Origin of the sequence: Microvirga terricola (assembly GCF_011777495.1) — a bacterium.
Classification (GTDB): domain Bacteria; phylum Pseudomonadota; class Alphaproteobacteria; order Rhizobiales; family Beijerinckiaceae; genus Microvirga; species Microvirga terricola.
Window position 1 is genome coordinate 533569 of sequence record NZ_JAATJS010000003.1, and the last position, 17368, is coordinate 550936.

Annotated in this window: 17 protein-coding genes, 1 tRNA gene and 1 pseudogene; 10 read left to right on the forward strand and 9 right to left on the reverse strand. The window is 61.0% G+C overall.

All coding sequences use genetic code 11. The features are described from left to right. The first annotated feature begins 9 nt into the window (after positions 1-9). The 4 genes from HB375_RS10895 (at position 10) to HB375_RS10910 (ending at position 2617) form a co-directional block, all read left to right on the forward strand. Positions 10-804 (forward strand): ABC transporter permease, encoded by a 795-nt coding sequence (locus HB375_RS10895; protein WP_167673008.1) that lies wholly within the window; start codon positions 10-12, stop codon positions 802-804. Between the two features lie 468 nt (positions 805-1272). Next, positions 1273-2046: a pentapeptide repeat-containing protein gene (locus HB375_RS10900; RefSeq protein WP_167673009.1), complete on the forward strand. Its 774-nt coding sequence runs from the start codon at positions 1273-1275 to the stop codon at positions 2044-2046. Between the two features lie 87 nt (positions 2047-2133). Next, positions 2134-2328 carry a DUF1059 domain-containing protein gene (locus HB375_RS10905; protein ID WP_167673010.1) on the forward strand — a complete coding sequence of 65 codons (195 nt, stop codon included), beginning with the start codon at positions 2134-2136 and terminating at the stop codon, positions 2326-2328. A gap of 64 nt (positions 2329-2392) precedes the next feature. After that, positions 2393-2617 (forward strand): hypothetical protein, encoded by a 225-nt coding sequence (locus HB375_RS10910; RefSeq protein WP_167673011.1) that lies wholly within the window; start codon positions 2393-2395, stop codon positions 2615-2617. A gap of 21 nt (positions 2618-2638) precedes the next feature. Here the strand turns inward: HB375_RS10910 and HB375_RS10915 are convergent, their stop codons facing one another. The 5 genes from HB375_RS10915 to HB375_RS10935 form a co-directional block, all read right to left on the reverse strand. Beyond that, positions 2639-3439: a calcium-binding protein gene (locus HB375_RS10915; protein WP_167673012.1), complete on the reverse strand. Its 801-nt coding sequence runs from the start codon at positions 3437-3439 to the stop codon at positions 2639-2641. Next, a complete protein-coding gene (locus tag HB375_RS10920) occupies positions 3385-3933 on the reverse strand; it encodes a hypothetical protein (protein WP_167673013.1) in 549 nt (182 codons plus the stop codon). Before HB375_RS10920 ends, HB375_RS10915 begins: the two co-directional genes overlap by 55 nt. 412 nt (positions 3934-4345) lie before the next feature. After that, complete coding sequence (locus HB375_RS18410) at positions 4346-5491, reverse strand: calcium-binding protein (protein ID WP_167673014.1); 1146 nt, start codon at positions 5489-5491, stop codon at positions 4346-4348. A gap of 317 nt (positions 5492-5808) precedes the next feature. After that, positions 5809-6750, reverse strand: a complete 942-nt coding sequence (locus tag HB375_RS10930; RefSeq protein WP_167673015.1) for an FkbM family methyltransferase — start codon at positions 6748-6750, stop codon at positions 5809-5811. Between the two features lie 306 nt (positions 6751-7056). Then, positions 7057-7551, reverse strand: coding sequence for a GNAT family N-acetyltransferase (locus tag HB375_RS10935; RefSeq protein WP_205800140.1), 495 nt, complete (start codon positions 7549-7551; stop codon positions 7057-7059). Between the two features lie 600 nt (positions 7552-8151). Here HB375_RS10935 and HB375_RS10940 point away from each other — a divergent pair. Beyond that, positions 8152-11292: pseudogene (locus HB375_RS10940) on the forward strand (DUF4082 domain-containing protein); the annotation flags it as partial. A 357-nt stretch (positions 11293-11649) separates the two neighbouring features. Here the strand turns inward: HB375_RS10940 and HB375_RS10945 are convergent. From HB375_RS10945 to HB375_RS10955, 3 genes are all read right to left on the reverse strand, one after another. Then, positions 11650-12072, reverse strand: a complete 423-nt coding sequence (locus tag HB375_RS10945; RefSeq protein ID WP_167673017.1) for a VOC family protein — start codon at positions 12070-12072, stop codon at positions 11650-11652. Positions 12073-12167: 95 nt separating this feature from the next. After that, positions 12168-12950, reverse strand: a complete 783-nt coding sequence (locus HB375_RS10950; protein WP_343232394.1) for a helix-turn-helix domain-containing protein — start codon at positions 12948-12950, stop codon at positions 12168-12170. Between the two features lie 550 nt (positions 12951-13500). Next, positions 13501-13574, reverse strand: a tRNA-Gln gene (locus HB375_RS10955). Between the two features lie 221 nt (positions 13575-13795). Here HB375_RS10955 and folP point away from each other — a divergent pair. The 4 genes from folP (at position 13796) to HB375_RS10975 (ending at position 15950) form a co-directional block, all read left to right on the forward strand. Further along, positions 13796-14623 (forward strand): dihydropteroate synthase, encoded by an 828-nt coding sequence (gene folP / locus HB375_RS10960; protein ID WP_167673268.1) that lies wholly within the window; start codon positions 13796-13798, stop codon positions 14621-14623. After that, positions 14620-14988, forward strand: a complete 369-nt coding sequence (folB, locus tag HB375_RS10965) for a dihydroneopterin aldolase (protein ID WP_167673019.1) — start codon at positions 14620-14622, stop codon at positions 14986-14988. Before folP ends, folB begins: the two co-directional genes overlap by 4 nt. Continuing rightward, positions 14981-15454, forward strand: coding sequence for a 2-amino-4-hydroxy-6-hydroxymethyldihydropteridine diphosphokinase (gene folK / locus HB375_RS10970; RefSeq protein ID WP_167673020.1), 474 nt, complete (start codon positions 14981-14983; stop codon positions 15452-15454). Before folB ends, folK begins: the two co-directional genes overlap by 8 nt. A 103-nt stretch (positions 15455-15557) precedes the next feature. After that, positions 15558-15950, forward strand: coding sequence for a hypothetical protein (locus HB375_RS10975; RefSeq protein WP_167672551.1), 393 nt, complete (start codon positions 15558-15560; stop codon positions 15948-15950). 16 nt (positions 15951-15966) lie between these two features. Here HB375_RS10975 and ruvX read toward each other — a convergent pair whose 3' ends face one another. Further along, positions 15967-16494, reverse strand: coding sequence for a Holliday junction resolvase RuvX (ruvX, locus tag HB375_RS10980; RefSeq protein WP_167673269.1), 528 nt, complete (start codon positions 16492-16494; stop codon positions 15967-15969). 122 nt (positions 16495-16616) lie between these two features. On the opposite strand from ruvX, the gene HB375_RS10985 reads away from it, so the two are divergent. Beyond that, a complete protein-coding gene (locus HB375_RS10985) occupies positions 16617-17315 on the forward strand; it encodes a metal-dependent hydrolase (RefSeq protein ID WP_167673021.1) in 699 nt (232 codons plus the stop codon). Positions 17316-17368: the final 53 nt, after the last annotated feature.

Genomic DNA, 17368 nt, shown 5'->3' on the forward strand with positions numbered 1-17368 from the left:
AGAGGGACCATGGAAACCAACACCACATCCCTGCCGATGAAGATACTCGTGGCGGTGCTGTTTCTCTTCCTGCTCGGGCCGGTCATCCTCGTGGTGCCGATTTCGTTCAGCGGCGAGCAGATCCTCTCGTTCCCGCCTGCGAGCTGGTCGTTCCGCTGGTACACGGCGCTCTTCAACAACACGCCGATGATCTCCGCCTTCTGGACGAGCCTGCTGCTCGGGGCCATCGTCACCGCGATCTCCCTCGCGGCGGCGATCCCGGCTGCCTATGTCATCGTGCGCATGAGGACGGCGGGCTCAGGGTTCCTCTACAACTTCTTCACCGCGCCGCTGCTGCTGCCGACCATCGTGCTGGGTCTCGCGATCCTCATCGTCTTCGCGTCGATGGGCTTCCTGGGCACCTTTACGGGGCTGGTGATCGGGCATCTTGTCATCACCCTGCCTTATGCGCTGCGCGTGCTGGCGACGACGCTGGGCAACTTGCCGCTTGCCTGCGAGGAAGCCGCATCCACCCTCGGCGGGCGTCCGTTCACGGTGTTTCGCCGCGTGACCCTGCCGATGATGGCGCCCGGCATCGTGGCCGCGACGGCGCTGTGCTTCCTCGTGTCCTTCGATGAGGTGGTGATTACGCTCTTCCTGACGGGGCCGCGCCTGAGCACCTTGCCGGTGCAGCTCTTCCACCACGTGGAAAGCCGGGCCGATCCGCTGGTGGCGAGCGTGTCCGTGCTTTTGATCTTCCTCACCCTCGCGGTGGTGATAATCGTCGACCGCACGGTCGGATTGTCCAAGACCTTCGTGAAGTGACCCGATCCGGGGCGGTGAGACTGCCCCGGAGGCCCGCCTAGAAGCGGAAACCCACGCCGGCGCCGCTGCCGGTCATGACCGGCTCGAAAGCGGGACGTGGCGCCGACATACGCTCGGGCACGCTGAGCGCCCGGCGCGGTGACGGCGCTGTCGATTCCGAGGTCCGGCGTGGTGCTTGCTTAGTCAGATGAGGCGGGGGCGGCACCCCCTCGCGCGGGAGAACGCCGGGCGCTGCGCCGGAACTGCACGCGCCGAGAGTGGTCCCGACAAGGGCGAGGGCGGATAGGAACGCCAACAAACGCATAGAGAGACTCCGCTGGTGACGCAGGGGACCTAGGCCATAAGGCGCAGAAGTCGAGTCTCAGCGGATAGTGTTTCTACTCAGATCGCACCGCCCGCGCCGTGGATCTGCCACGGGCCTGACCTATCATCGAGGGCATCGTGCGGATCGAACGGAGCGTCGGGCCCATGCGGTTTCAAGCAATCTCAAAGAGTGGCCGCGCCGCCGCTCTGGCCCTCGCGACACTTTTAGCGGGTGGCCTTGCCGGTGCAGCGCAGGCCGGGTGCCAGGATGCGCCAGGGCCGGGGGTGGACTGGTCGAATTGCTCAAAGGCGCGGCTCCTGCTGACCAATGACGATCTGACGAAGAGCATTTTTAGCCGGTCGCTCCTGACGCTCAGCGACTTCTCCGGTTCCCTGATGACGGGCGCAAAACTGGAAGAGGCCGAGGTCAGTCGGGCGCGTTTCGATGGCGTCGACCTGGCCCGTGCGGACCTCTCCCGCGCCATCGGCTGGCGAGCGAGTTTCGCGCAGGCCAATCTCTCCGGCGCCAGCTTCGTCTCCGCCGACATGAACCGCTCGGATTTCTCGCAAGCGAAAGCGATGGGCGCGAACTTCACAAAGTCGGAGCTGAACCGGTCCGACTTTTCAGGCGCGGACCTAACCGGAGCAGACATCTCGAAGGCCGAACTGGCGCGGGTGATCTTTCAGAACACCAAGCTGACCGGTGTGAACTTTAGCTACTCGAACCTCTCCCGCGCGAAGCTGATCGACGCGGACCTGCAGGGCGTGAACCTGGCCGGGGCTTATCTCTACCTCACGCAGGTCGGCGGTGCGGATTTGCGAGGAGCGGTCGGCCTGACCCAGACGCAGCTCGACATTGCCTGTGGCACATCGGGGACGCGGTTGCCTCCTGGGCTGGTCAAGCCGCAAGGCTGGCCCTGCACCGAGGATACGGACTGAAGCCGCGACGGCCATGCCGCATTGCCCCGATGGGGGCAGCATTCCAAATAAATGGCGTTGAGGCTCTGTCGCAGTATGGAGGGAGACATGGGACGCAAGTTCATTGATTGCCGTGAAGTTCCCAGTGAAACGCATTGCTCGCTCGCCCTGATGGCAGACACCGAGAGTGAGCTTGTGGAAGCCGCCGTGCAGCACGCTGTGGCGGTCCACAAGCATCAGGACACGCCCGAACTGCGAGAAAACATCAAGCGGGCCATCAAGGACGGCATGCCGCCGGCCTGACCGCGCCGCCTCGCGGAAATGAGGCGCGCTTGCATTTCGGCGCGACACATGAGGTAACAGCCTCATGTACGAGATCTACCACATCGAATCCGTCGGCCCGGAGGCCGAAGGCGGCCACATCATCCGGCGTATTCTCGTCCGGACGGACAGGGTCGAGGTCGCGAAAGAACGCGCGCTCAAGGTGATGCAGAAGGCGAGCCTTCCCCAATCCACCGGCCCGAAGGTGGAGGTGGTGCGGGTGAGGAACGGCGCCGGTCACGAGGTGTTCTCGGTCAGCGCGCGTGACTAAGCGGCGGGGGCGCTTCTTGGCCTAAATGACGAGGAAGTCAGCCGCCGTCAGCTTCAAGCCTTTCTGAAGCTTCGCGATCTCCACTGCCTTGGCTTTCCCCGGGCCATCGGGGTCGTAAGAGAGAATGCCTGTCTTGTTGTTGTAGATCAGGTAGTCGTTTGTATCCTTCGCCTTGTCGCCGACGGTGAAGAAGTTTTTGTTGAGCTTGGCTGGGCTGGCGAGCGTGCCCTTCGCGCCGAGCGATTTGAACACGGCGTTGTCGAGCCAGATGCTGTCGCCGGGTACGGAGAAATCCGTGATGGTATCGAAGTTGGTCTTCTTGTTCGGCTTCGTGTCGAAGATGAAGATGTCGTTTCCTGCGCCGCCGGTAAGCGTGTCATTGCCGAGGCCGCCCTGGAGCCGGTCGTCGCCCGCGTTGCCATTGATGAGATCGTTGCCCGTCCCGCCACTCAAGGTGTCGTTGTTGTCGCCGCCCGAGAGGCTATCGTTTCCGTCGTCGCCCTGAACCCAATCATTGCCCGCGTCACCATTGACGAGATCGTTGCCTGCTCCGCCGCTCACGGTGTCGTTGTTGGTGCTGCCTGAGAGAGTGTCATTGCCGGCATTGCCCTGAAGGAGATCGTCGCCGCTGCCGCCGTTCATCCCTTCGCTGTCCGTTCCGCCGATCAGCGTGTCGTTACCGCTCCCACCCGAGATGCTGCCCTGAACGTGCCCATTGGCTCCGTTATAGAAATCGTTGCCGTTTCCGAGAGAAATGCCGCCCACCATCATCCCGTTATTGGTGACAAGGTCGATGCCTTCGGCAAAGCCATATAGGCCCATTGCCCGCCGCGAGCCGTGCCGTTGTTCACAAAGACGACGGTTTCCATGTTGGTGGTTGAAAAATTGCGGCCGACGGCCGCCCAATCGCTCTCGATGAGCCCATCATTTGTCAGGGTCGATTGACCGGTCGCCGCTACTCCTAAGAAGTTGACGCCGCCGATAATCGTCCCCTTGTTGATGAGCGTCGCTTTTGTGCCCCCGACCTGGATCGCCATGCTGAGGTCGTTGAAGTTCTGCACCAGGGCGCCTGCTTCGATCACGAGGCGGTTGTAGGTATCCATGCTGCCCACGCCGACCCCGATTGCCAAGAAATTGGCAACGACGGTGCCGTAGACGTGCATAGTATGAGCGCTGCCGGAGACTCTGATGGTGTATTGATAATCGTCCGTGGTGCCGACGATGACGTCCGGCGCGATCCAGAGATTTTCTCCAAGCGCGAGATCGACGCGAATACCGGCGCCGACCGAGTCGAAGTTCACGATACGCAGAGTCATTCCCAGTCCCTCTCGTCGTACCCCCCGGAGCCGAAAGACGGCTCAGTATAAGGCCGTCTCAATTCTTTCCTGTCGTATGGGAATATTGACCGAAATGGCCCTTCACTCAAGAGGCGGCGATGGCGCTGCTGTGAGGGGAGGCTCAATGCTTAGGCGGTTAGCGAGAGATGTTCTCGGTTGGCGCGCGACGGTGCGCCGGTGCGGTTGAAAGTCCAAGCCGCACCGCAGCGCTCAGATGACGAAAAAGTCCGCCGCCGTGGCACAGGAAGACGCTCGTAACGCTCCTTCCAGATTGGCCAGTGAATCGTCGGCGAGAGAGCGGGAGGCCGCTACACCTTCTCGCCTTCGCCGCCCGTTCTATCTGTCCTTCCGCGGTGGCTCATATGACCAGCGGACAGTGGAGCATTTATCCTTATACCAACAGGAAGTCGTTGTAGGCGAGATTGGCCGGTTTGTTGGTCAGTGTGGCGAACTTGATTTGCGCCCTCGATCCCGTCCCGTCGGGGTCGTAATAGAGTGCGCCCGTCGCCTTGTCGTAGATGATGCGATCATCGACATCGTGCGCCTTGGTCCCCTTATAGAAGAATTTCGACTGCAGGGCGCCGGTACCTGCCCCCTTAAAGATCCCCTTCGAAAGCCAGATCGTGTCGTCCGCGTGGCTGAAGTCGATGATCTTGTCGACGTTGGTAGTCTTGTTGAGAGCGGTATTGAAGACGAAGATGTCCTTGCCGACTCCACCGGTCAGCAGATCGTTCCCGGCGCCGCCATAGAGAGTGTCGTTGTCGCCGCCGCCGTCTAGCGAGTCGTTGCCCGCATCGCCATAAAGCTTATCGTTTCCCGCTCCGCCAAACACCGTATCGGTCCCGACCCCGCCATAAAGCACATCGTCGCCAAGGCCGCCGTCGAACCAGTCGTTGTCGATGCCACCCATGATCTTGTCGTTGCCGCCAGCGGCAAAGAGCTTTCCGGAGAGGCGCCCCGATGCGCCATTGTAAACATCACTGCCGCTGCCGAGATTGACGGTTCCGGCCATTGTCCCCGTATTGGTGATTGCGATGACGCCCGTGGTGGGGGAGTCGAAGGCATATTGGCCCTGAATGACACCGCTATTGATGATATTCAGGTTGCCGAAGTTGAGTTGGTATACCCCCCTTTGGGTGGCGGAGATCGAGCCTGAATTTGTGAGGGTTGAAGTGGAGCTCGGATCCGAAGCGGAGAAGGCGACGCCCGCGTTAGATCCGAAGATGTTCCCGCCATTGGTAAATTGGGTGCCGTAGCCGGCGGCAAAGAAACCGCTATCCCCGTAGCCGCGAATGAACGCTCCTGCATGGACATCGATCGTATGCCCCTTGCCTGCCGGATCTGCACCGAACCGGATCGCGGTCAAACTTGTACTGACGACGGTGCCGTAAATGTCGGCCACGTCCCCAGCCCCTTCGAAATAAGCGGCACGGGAGCCGGTGACGCTGAGGGTGACGGTGGGACCGATGAAGAGGCTGTCGCCATTGGCGGTGCTATTGACTGCCGTCGTGCCGGAGATGGGAGCGTACCAGACCATGATCTTTCCTCCTTGTGCATCGCCGCGCGGATCGCGGATGCCGTTAGGAAAAAACGACACGGCAGGCGGCAGCTTAGCAGTTGGATCGACCTCGGCGGTCGTCAAGTGGCCGGGCAAGTGCGGTGGCGATCAGTCTGAAGCCGGCTTAGCAGCGTCCCTCCAGAGTACGAAGGTTCCTCGATTAGCGGCAGTAGCTTGCGTACCTAGCCCGCAGTTTGTCCGAAGACGCGACTAACTTCTCCTGGCTCGCCTGTGTCGTGCTTGCGTGAGCCTTGAGCAGCAGGGCTATCTCGCGAGCGGCAGGCCCATCACGACATCTAAACGTTCTGCGTCGGCAAGGGGCAGCAAATCTCAACGCCAGACGTAATGCATGCAGCGATCGCTGAACTGTGAATTGCAATAATGTGACGTGCCGGCCACGGGCGATGGTACAAGACCGACCGCTCATCGAACGATTTTATCTCGTAGAGCTTTTTCTCGAGTGGATGGTAGTAGAAGAACCGGTAACCAGAGGAGGCAATCCTCTCGTACCATTGAAGTGACGGCAGCCCTAGCAGCAGGACAAGAATGTCCACGCGGCCTTCAGCCAAGAACGGCAAAGCTCCCTCTAGCACCTTCGGCTCGAAGCCCGCGACGTTGATCTTGAGAACGGATAGATGGGAAATGCCCGATCGTTCGAGTTCTCCTGTCAATGTGCGAACGGGCACGATTTCCCCGCCTGCCGAACCCGCGCTACTCAGTTGGCTCATCCACGTTTGCTCAGCCGTCTCGAAGACGGCTGAGCCGTCTTCATTCGATAGCGCCATTTGGTTCACGGTGACCTTGCCAGCGACATGATTGCGCTCGATGTTCCGCTTTAGCGTGGCGATATTAGCTCCGCTGGGCTCGTAAGCATGCACGACGGCACAGGGCAGTGTTGCTGCAAAGATCGTAAATTGCCCTATTGCCGCTCCGACGTCGACAACGACCCAGTCCGGACGCGAAACCTGTCGCAAAAAGGAAAATTCGGGATCGATGAAATCGCCGAACATGACTAGGACTGGGGGGGACTGACTCGGGTAGTCAAATTCCAGAACGGGACCAGACCGAAGAGAAACCTCGGAGCGCTTCGGATGCTGTAAACGAAGCTTCATCAACCTTGCCGAGCCGTGGATCGTCTCCGCGATTCCTACGCTGCGGATACCCCAGCGCAGTTTGTGCGCAACTGATTGCACTCTCGCGGACATCCTTTTGAGCGACCCGGAGTTCATGGACACCATTGGAGTGGCTCCTAAGGAGACGGAAAATAGCCAGACCCGAAATTGTTGCCGAGCGTCGCAGGCGCGACCGGTGAGCTTCCTCTGCTGCGCCCATGCAAGGGCTAGATGTGAGGCGGCTGTCTTGTCGACATTCCCTAAAGCGCACTCTCGCAGTTTTGCTTTTCTAGAACGCTCTGCCCCACTGTACGTCATAATGGGGGAATACGTCACTTAACCCGACGTGGGTAACGCTCTCTGGCCCCTGAACGTAAAGGGAGTACAGATATACGGTAGGCGGATCAAAGGCTGAACGGAGCGACCGGGTGGCTAGCGTGGAGGGCCATCTGAGCAGCCCAGATGCTTCTCGAAGAAGACTCGCTTAAAGCCGTCTTCAGTACGACGCTCAACCTCTCTGTATCCGAGATAAGGATACATCGAGAGATTATCTGTCATCTTTTCGTTTGTGTAGAGATGCACGGTGCCAAGACTCAAACGCCGTGCTTCATCCTCGCAGAATGCGATTAGAGACTTGCCGATCCCCCGCCCAGTCGCCGCAGGCTGCACCGCGATATTCTCAAGAAACATATGATCCTCTCGCGGAAAGAATACGATGAAGCCTTGCACGTTGTCCCCGTCATCCGTCGCCAGATAAACCTGACTGGCAGCAATTTGTGATGCGAAGTCGGCGACCATGGGGGCCGGTTTGCGACCGATTGCGGCGACGTAACGGCCATAGGCTTTTTCAGCGCATGCCCGGATAGCCGCTTCATCACTCTTGACTGCTTTGCGGATCATTTCTTCTCTCCGGATCGTGCTCGCCATAAGAGATCTCTCACTTACGGAAAGCGGACGTCTCGTGCTGAGCTTATCGATTATTCTCGCCGCTTAGCTGCCAACGCCGCAAGAGCCGCCTGCCGTTCTCGGCAAGGCCGGCTGGTCTCGAGGGCTATTGGCGTTCTACTAGCCCAGCCCTCTCAAGACACTCCTGAAAATTGCTCCTCATCGATAACCTCGGACTCACGCCCAAGTGGAATCGATGGCGGCCTGATGCGACCTTTGGTTGGGGTCCTCTACCTACTAAGGGTTACAAATTACCTACTAAGAGTTATGTCGTAGGAATGTCCCCTCATTCAATTGCCGTTCTCGTTATGAGAGGCTGAAAGCTAGACGATTAGCCAACCTCCTCTTTCTAAGGAGCCAGCAATGCTTGGGTCGAGCTATCAGTTTTTCCAAAGAATCATAAATCGTCTTCGGATCCTCAAGGGAAGATATGCGGTGGGTCGACAGGGGCCGAGCCTCGCCAATGATCCGCGCTCCGAGACGGCGCCCGGAGCAGTGGATCGCCCGCTCCCGGGTGGCGGACCGGAGATCCCGCAAGCCGGAATTGCCGGCACCATGCAACCTGGCGTCCTTAAGGGGCCGGTGACCACGAGCCGACCGACGACGGCTCTGCGAACCGCAGCGACTGCTTCGGCGTCGAACGCCATTGTTGTCGAAAACCAGAAGCTCGGAAATCCTGAGAGCGAATGGGGCATCGTGGGAGCGGGCAGTTCGAACATCGAGGGTTTCGCGACTGAGATCAGTATCAATCGCGGGCAAAGGGTTGATTTCAAAATCAACACCGACTCGACCAACTACAGGATCGATATCTACCGTCTCGGCTATTACGGCGGGATGGGTGCCAGGAAAGTCGACACGATCCCGCATACGGGACTCCAGGTCCAACCCACTCCCTTACCGGACGGCGCGACGGGAGCCACGGACGCCGGCAATTGGGCCGTCTCGGCGTTCTGGAATATCCCGGCCGATGCGACGTCAGGCATCTACATCGCCAAACTCGTTCGACAGGACGGCGTCACCGGGACAAACCATGTCCCGTTTGTCGTCCGCGACGACAGCAGCACCAGCGACATCATCTTCCAAACCTCCGACATGACGTGGCACGCCTATAACCCTTGGGGCGGTGCGAATTTCTATGGCGGCAACGGCCCAGGGACGGGCCCTTTGGGGAACGGCCGCGCCTACGCGGTGAGCTACAACCGTCCGATCACCACCCGCGGGGGCGGCCTCGCCTCAGGGCCGCAGGATTTCATTTTCGGAGTCGAGTACCCGGCGCTCCTGTGGCTCGAGAAGAACGGCTACGATGTGTCGTACATGGCCGGCGTCGACACGCATCGTTTCGGAAGCTTGCTGACGAACCACAAGATGTTCTTGTCGGTCGGTCACGACGAGTACTGGACAGGCCCGCAGCGCGCGAATGTCGAGGCCGCTCGCGACGCGGGGGTGCATCTCTCGTTCTGGAGCGGCAATGAGATCTACTGGCGGACCAGATGGGCACCGAGTTTCAGCGCTGACGGGACGCCCTATCGCACTCTCGTCTGCTATAAGGAAACCTGGGCCAACGGCGACATCGATCCGAGCAATGAATGGACGGGAACTTTCCGCGATCCGCGTTTCGTGTCGCCAACGGCTCAAGGTGGAGGGCAACCCGAGAACGCGCTGACGGGGACGATCTTCCAGGTCGACTCGTATCGCCGTGACTCCATCACTGTTGGCTCGGAATTCGCCGATCTCCGATTCTGGCGCAACACGAGTATCGCCAACCTGCAACCGGGCGAGACGGCGACGCTGCCAGCGGGCTATCTCGGCTACGAATGGGACGAATCCCCTGACAACGGCTTCCGGCCGGCCGGGCTCATCATGCTTTCCTCGACGACGCTCGCGGTCACGCAATACCTGCTGGACTACGGCAATACGGTCGGGAATGGGGTCGCCACCCATAACCTGACGCTGTATCGCGCGCCGAGCGGCGCCTTGGTGTTTGGCGCCGGCACCGTCTATTGGGCGTGGGCACTTGACGACAATCATGACAACGAAACGACGCCCGTGGATCCCCGGGTCAAGCAGGCGATGGTCAACCTGTTCGCCGATATGGGCATTCAACCCGGCACGCTCGAGGCCGGCCTCGTCCCGGCAACGCAATCGACCGACACCATAAAGCCGGTCTCCACGATCACCTCTCCCAATGTCGGTGCGTCCATTACCGTGGGCCAGACTGTCACGATCACTGGAACAGCCTCCGACAGCGGAGGCGGCGTCGTCGTCGCGGTCGACGTGTCGACGGATTCCGGCGTGACCTGGCACCGGGCGATTGGCCGTGGAAGCTGGACCTACAACTGGATTCCGCTGGCCGCCGGCACCTTCACGATCAAGACCAGAGCCGTGGACGACAGCGTCAACGTGGAGATCCCGGGAGTCGGACGAACGTTTACGGTCTCGGGTCCCAATTTTACGTCGCTTTTCTCACCCACGGCGACGCCCGCAACCCCCTCCGTCGCCGATAACAAAGCGGTCGAAGTCGGAATGAAATTCCAGGTGTCGGTCGCAGGGACGATTGCTGGTGTCCGTTTCTACAAGGGGCTTAACAACACCGGTATTCACACCGGGTCGCTCTGGTCGAGTACAGGAACTTTGCTGGCGACGGTCACCTTCTCGGGAGAGAGCGTCAGCGGATGGCAGACGGCGACGTTCGCCACGCCGGTCTCGGTCTTGCCGGGGGCGACATACGTGGTCTCCTATCACGCCAACGCTGGCAATTATTCGAGCACCGCGAACTATTTCGCAGCGGCGGTCACGACCGGCCAACTGACGGCGCCCTCGAGCGCTGCCGCAGGCGGCAACGGCGTCTTCGCTTATGGAGCGACCAGCACGTTCCCGACCAACACCTACGACGCAACGAACTATTGGGTCGACGTATTGTTCGCCGCGTCCGGCAGCGGGACCAACCAGCCGCCCGTGGCCAACAACGACGCAGACTTCGTGATGAACCAGGATACGTCCCTCACGATTGCTGCAGCGACCCTTCTCGCCAACGACACCGACCCGGACGGCGATCCGTTGACAATCACGGGCGTCAGCGCAGCAACCCATGGCTCGGTCGTGTTCAACGCGAGTACGAACACCATCACGTTCACGCCCGCCGCGGGTTACACCGGTCAAGCAGGCTTCACCTATTCCATCAGCGACGGTCGCGGCGGCACGTCCTCCGCGAATGTGAGCCTTAACGTCATACCGCCTTCGGTCAGCCTGTTCCCGCCATCGGCGACACCGGCGATCCTGTCCGATCCCGACACCAGCTCGGTCGAACTCGGGATGAAGTTTCAATCGTCTGTCGCGGGTACGATTATCGGCATAAAGTTCTACAAGGGTACGGGCGATACCGGCACGCACCAGGGCAGCCTATGGACGGCGACCGGAATGCTGCTCGCCACCGTGACCTTCGCCAACGAAACTGCGAGCGGATGGCAGACTGCGATCCTCTCCACCCCCGTTACACTTAACGCGGGAACAACCTACGTGGTCTCCTATCACAGCAACGGTCACTATGCTGCAACGAGCAGCTACTTCACGGCGGCCACCACGAACGGGCCGCTGACTGCTCCGTCCAGCAGTGCGGCGGGCGGCAACGGCGTCTACAGCTACGGATCGTCCAGTTCGTTCCCGACGAGCTCCTATGGTGCAACGAACTACTGGGTGGACGTGTTGTTTAACCCCTCGAGCGCCTCGTTCGACACGCTCGGCGCTCCCAACAATGAGACCGAGCTCGCGACGAGCCGGGATATGACCCGGGGGGCCGCCGAGTTGGCTCTCAGTGAAGATTCTGACCCATAAGCATGTCGCAGTAGCGGTTGTGTAAAGTTGCATCCCCGGCACACGAGTGCCGGGGACCCATCAATTCACATCCGCATGGCCAGCGCGGATGAGACTGCACTGGCAGCAGCCGACGCTGACAACGTCGGGCTATTGCTGGGCGACCTCCGACATCAAAGGCATGCATGCTCAATAGCAGGGCAACAAGCCGCCAGAGCTGATCTGGGAGGGCGATGCGGCGGCGGTTGCTCGCTAGGACGGGGGCCAGGCTCAGTCCACGGGAATGAAGGCAGGGTTCCACACGATCTCCCAGACGTGCCCGTCGAGATCCTGGAAGTAGCCAGCGTAGCCGCCCCAAAACGTGTCCCAGGCTGGCTTGAGAATCTTGGCTCCGGCCTTGCGGCCTTGCTCCATAATCAGGTCCACCTCGTCCTTGTGGGGGACGTTGTGCCCGATCGTGAAGCCCGTCGGGCACGGGGCCGTCTTCGGCAGGCCTGTGTCATGGGCAAGGTCGTCACGAGCCCACACTGCCAGCTTCACCTGGGACTGGAGGTCGAAGAAGGCAACGGCTCCGTGCTCGAACTCCTTGCCGACGATGCCCTCGGTCGGCAGCCCGAGACCATCGCGGTAGAACGCGACGGCGCGCTCCAGATCCTCGACCCCAAGCGTCAACACCGAAATACGTGGTCTCATTCGTCCTCCGCTCCATGCACGGCCGCCATCGAGACGGCCACTCCAGATCACATCATGGCCGTGTCGGAGGAAGCCGTCTTGAACAAAACGGCCAGTCAGGCTGCCAACTGGTGCACGAACTCGCCTGCCGTCATCCCGCAGAGGGATTGGACCTCACGCGTGAGGTGAGCCTGATCAGCATACCCGGCGCGGAGCGCGAGGAGGGCAAGACCCTCACCCGCTTCCGTTCGCGCAAGAGACTGGAACCTCTGGAAGCGCAGGATCCGGTCGAGGGTCTTCGGGCCGTAGCCGAAGAGCTCATCGCATTGGCGGCGCAAGGTTCGCTCGCTGACCCCAAGGCGTTCCCGCAGCGCCTTGATCTTGTGTCCCTCGGCATTCGCGTCGGCCCTGAGAAACTCGAAGATCATTGTTGCCTCCTGGCGCGGGTGCTCCACCTTCGGCGCCTCGGCGGCCAAAAGCTCCTGGAAGACGCGGAGCTTACCACTCGCCGAGCTCGCCGCTCCAATCCTGTCCGCAACACGGTCGGCCGTGCTGCCCCAGAACTCTGCCATCGGAACTTCACGTCCGACGATCTCCGTCAGGGGCTGTCCCAGCCACTTGGCTGCGGCTCCCGGCATGAAACGAATGCCGAGAACGATGGAGCCGGGTCTCAATTCCGGGGTCGCAGCAGTGATGTCGGGCCCCACGACCGTGAACCGATCTTCCCGCCAGAGGAGATCGACACAGCCATCGGGAACGACGGCAACAGGTCCTGAATGGTTCGGGGAGACTGAGCTCATCCACACACGCTGGAAATGCGGAAGCAGCCGGAGTATCGGAGAGGCCTCGACATATCGCCCGACCCGGCTGGCCAGGATTGGCGCGTGTTTACTCGGCATGACAGCTCAATCCTCCTGAACGGTTCCGGACCCATCGAAAAATGCCATTCGGGACGATCGTCTTCAATGGGCCGAAACCTAGCCCTCCAAAGGAGCGGCCGCTCGATCTTCTGTCCATAAGCGATGCATCGCTACGTTGCGATCTCCCAGAGGTGCCTACGACCATTAACGGTGCCGACCTGGCGCACGCGTTTGCGCTTCTTCAGCGCGTTCAATGCTGCCGAGACATGCGTCACGAAACGGGGAAGGGCTAGGTCATGGGGCACTCGTCGATCACGGTGATCTACGACGTTTACGGGCATCTTTTCGCGGATGAGGAGGCTGATCAAAAGGCCATGCGAGCGATCGAGGCTCGACTTTTAAGCTGAGCCTTTACGGCCGGAAAAGCGCCCATGGACGTGTTGCATCCGTGTTGCATGGAGCCGCCGGGACCCGTTTGTAACTTGTTGTAAAATAAGGGAATGTGTTGCAGAGCGTTGCAACAAATTTTAGAGGCGTTTCGGGCATCAAAAAACCCACTAAGTCGTTGACCTAGCGGGCGAATTTCGATTGGCTGGGGGACCTGGATTCGAACCAAGACTAACGGAGTCAGAGTCCGCTGTTCTACCATTAAACTATCCCCCACCGTAAGTTCTTGAAGCCGCTTACTTTTCCGAAAGGCGTTGCCCGGAGCGCGGCGGCGAACTTGAGTGAGTGGCGGTCAGATAGGCCGCTTTTCCGGGGGCGTCAACCCCATTCGTCGCTATTCCGGGCACCAAGGCCGACGGGGAAGGGCTCTGCCCTGGACTTGGGCTCCCGATTGCGGGAGAACGGCGCGGTTTCTGGCGGGAGTTCGGCCGTTGAGCATGATCGAACGTTTGAAGGATCTTGTGAGGAACCTGGGCTCACGCACCTATGTGATGGGTGTCCTGAACGTCACGCCCGACTCGTTCTCCGATGGCGGTCTGTTTGCCGATCATGCGGCTGCGCTTGAGCACGCGCAGGATATGGAGCGGGAAGGGGCCGACATCATCGATATCGGCGGGGAATCGACGAGACCCGGCTATGTGCCGGTCGGGGTGGAGGAGGAGCAGCGGCGCGTGCTGCCGATCATTCGCGATCTGGCCCCGCTGCTGAACGTGCCGATCTCCATCGACTCCTACCGCGCGGAGACCGCGCGGGCGGCCCTTCAAGCCGGCGCGACGATCGTCAACGACATCTGGGGGCTGCAGCGCGATTCCGACATGGCGGCTGTCGTCGCGGATCACGGTGCTCTCGCAGTGGTGATGCACAACCGGGCAGAGGTCGATCCCAGCCTCGATATCGTTGCCGATATGCTGCGCTTCTTCGATCACTCTCTCGCGCTGGCGCGGCGGGCGGGCATTCCCGACCATCATGTCATTCTCGATCCCGGTATCGGCTTCGGCAAAACGGCGGATCAGAATTTGGAGGCGTTGCGGCGACTTCCCGAATTGAAGGCGCTCGGTTTTCCGTTGCTGGTCGGCGCGTCGCGCAAATCCGTGCTCAGCCGTTTCTACGATCCCGGTGTTCCGCCGCGTGACCGGTTGTTCGGCACGCTCGGCGCACATGTTGCGGCGGTGAGCCGGGGTGCCGACATTATCCGTGCGCACGATGTGCGGGCCCATGTGGAAGCCTGCCGCGTCGCGGACATTCTGCTGAGAGGCCAGCCTTGACCGACACCATCACGCTCACGCGCCTCGCGCTCTACGCGCATCACGGCGTCTTTGCCGAAGAAGCGCGTCTCGGTCAGCGCTTCTATGTCAGCCTGCGCTGCCTGCTTGATTTGAGGGCGGCCGGGCAGGCGGATGACTACCATCAGTCGGTTTGCTACGCGAGGCTTGCCAAGCTGGTTCACACGCTTGGTACCACGCGCCGTTTCCACACCATCGAAGGGTTGGCAGAAGCCATCGCCGCCGGCGTGCTCGAGGGTTTCCCGCCGGTTGAAACCGTCGTCGTGCGAGTGGAAAAGCCCGAGGCTCCGGTTCCATTCATCCTCGACAGCGTGGCGGTTGAAATCGAACGCTCGCGCAATGGCTAAAGTCGCCCTTAGTCTCGGCAGCAATTTGGGCGACAAGAGCGGTACCATTCAAAAGGCGCTCGCGTTGCTGGACGAAGGGGGCGCAACAGTTCTCGCGCGCTCATCCGACTACCGGACGCCGCCCTGGGGGCCTGTGCCGCAGGATTGGTTCGTCAATGCTTGCGCGATTGCGGAAACGGATCTTGCGTCGCGAGATTTCCTGGCGCTGTGCCACCGTGTCGAGCGCGCACTCGGGCGCGTCCGCGAGGTCCGCTGGGGGCCGCGGATCATCGATATCGATATTCTCGCTTACGACGATCTCGCGCTGGAGAGTCCGGAGTTGATGCTGCCGCATCCGCATCTGCACGAGCGCGCCTTTGTCCTTGTACCACTTGCTGAAATCGCCCCGGATCTGATGGTGCGCGGGCGGCGCGTGGCGGATTGGCTTGCACGGGTGGACACCGCCGGCATTGTGAGGATTGACTAGGCCACGCCGAACCAAGCTTGTCAGTTCAGGTGTCATTCAACTATGTCATGACATAGTGACATCATGTCGGCGGGAGAATCACGCCGGTCAGGAGATGACTGAGATGACTTTCGGTAAGTGGGTTCTTGGTGCGGTGGCTGGAGGCTTGGCCCTCGGCGCCGTTAGCGCGCAGGCCGCGCCCTTGCCCTTCGTGGCCGTCGACGCCCCGGCTTCGGTCCAAAACGTGCAGTTCTACTTTTACGCGGAAGATCCGCCTCCGCCGCCGGTCGTCTATTACGATCCGCCGCCGCCGCGGTATTACGCTCCTCCGCCGCGCTATTACCGCCCGGCTCCTCCGCCGCCCCCGACGCCGTTCTATGGCCGGGAGTACGGTCCGCCGCGCTATGGCTACTACAACAAGGAGGCGGCGAAGAACTACGTGAAGGACTATCGCCGCGCGGAGAAGGAAATCTACAAGGAGCGCGTGCGCGCCTGGAACAAGGCCAACGGCTTCTAAAGCTTTCTCGCAGATTTTATTCGTCGAGCGCGCCGCCTCCGGGCGGCGTGTCCTTTTGGAAGTCGGCGCGCAGTTCGGCCTCGTCCTCCGCTTCGGCTGCTTCGAAGGCTAAGCGCTCATAGCGGTCGAGTGCGCCTTGCAGAATGTAGGCCGCCGCCATCTTGTCCACTACATCGGCACGTTTGGCGCGCGAGGTGTCGGCATCGAGCAAGGTGCGCGTCACGACGGCTGTTGAGAGGCGCTCGTCCCAGAACAACACCGGCAGGGCAATCAGAGGCTTGAGGTTGCGCACGAAGGCTCGTGTGGCCTGCGCGCGGGGGCCTTCAGTGCCGTCCATGTTGAGCGGCAGGCCGAAAACGAATCCGCCGACGTCGTATTGCGCCACAAGGTCCTTGATGCGTGCCACATCGGGCGTGAACTTCACCCGTTTGATGGTCTCCAGCGGCGTTGCGATTCGCCGCTCCACATCGGAGAGCGCGAGCCCGATGGTCTTGGTGCCGAGGTCCAGACCCATCAGACGCGCGCGCGGCGGCAATCCGTCCATCAGGGTTAGCAGGTCTTTGTCGCTTTCGTTCACGCGGGGCGTTTCCTTCCGGTTTGTTCCCTTATAGCCAAGAAGCGCGCAATGCCCTAGCTGATGGGTGTCATCGCAGAGAGACCGCCCCCATGAAGATCACTTGGTTCGGCCATTCCGCTTTCCGGCTCGATTTCGCCGACAAGGTCGTGCTCATCGACCCGTTCTTTTCCGGCAACCCGGCGTTCGAGGGCAGCGTGGAAAAGGCCGCCGAGGGCACAACGCACATCCTCATCACCCACGCTCATGGGGATCATGTGGGCGACACGCTCCAGATCGCAAAGGCCACAGGCGCGAAGGTCGTCACCAATTACGACCTGTGCATGTATCTCGTCTCTCAGGGGCTCGAGAATTTCGACCCCATGAACACGGGCGGCACCACCGACCAGGGCGGGTTCACCGTCACCCTCGTGCATGCCGACCATTCCGCCGGGCTCGGCGAGATGGGCGTCAATGTCCCGCTCGGCAGCGCCAACGGCGTCATCGTCAAGGCGCAAGGAGAGCCGACCGTCTATCACATGGGCGATACGGACATCTTCGGCGACATGGCCTTGATCGCTGAAATCCACCGCCCCGACGTGGCGATGGTCCCCATCGGCGACCGCTTCACCATGGGGCCGGAGGTCGCTGCGCTGGCGGTGGACCGCTATTTCAAGCTCAAGGCCGCTATCCCCTGCCACTACGGCTCCTTCCCCGTGCTCGAACCCACCGCCGACAAGTTCGTCGCAGCGCTGGACGGGAAGGGGACGCAAGTGATCGTGCCGCATAAGACGGTGGGGGTGAGGATCTAACGGCCGTTCCGCACTTTTCGCCCCTCGCATTCTCCGAGCCGAGCCGGTTCTCA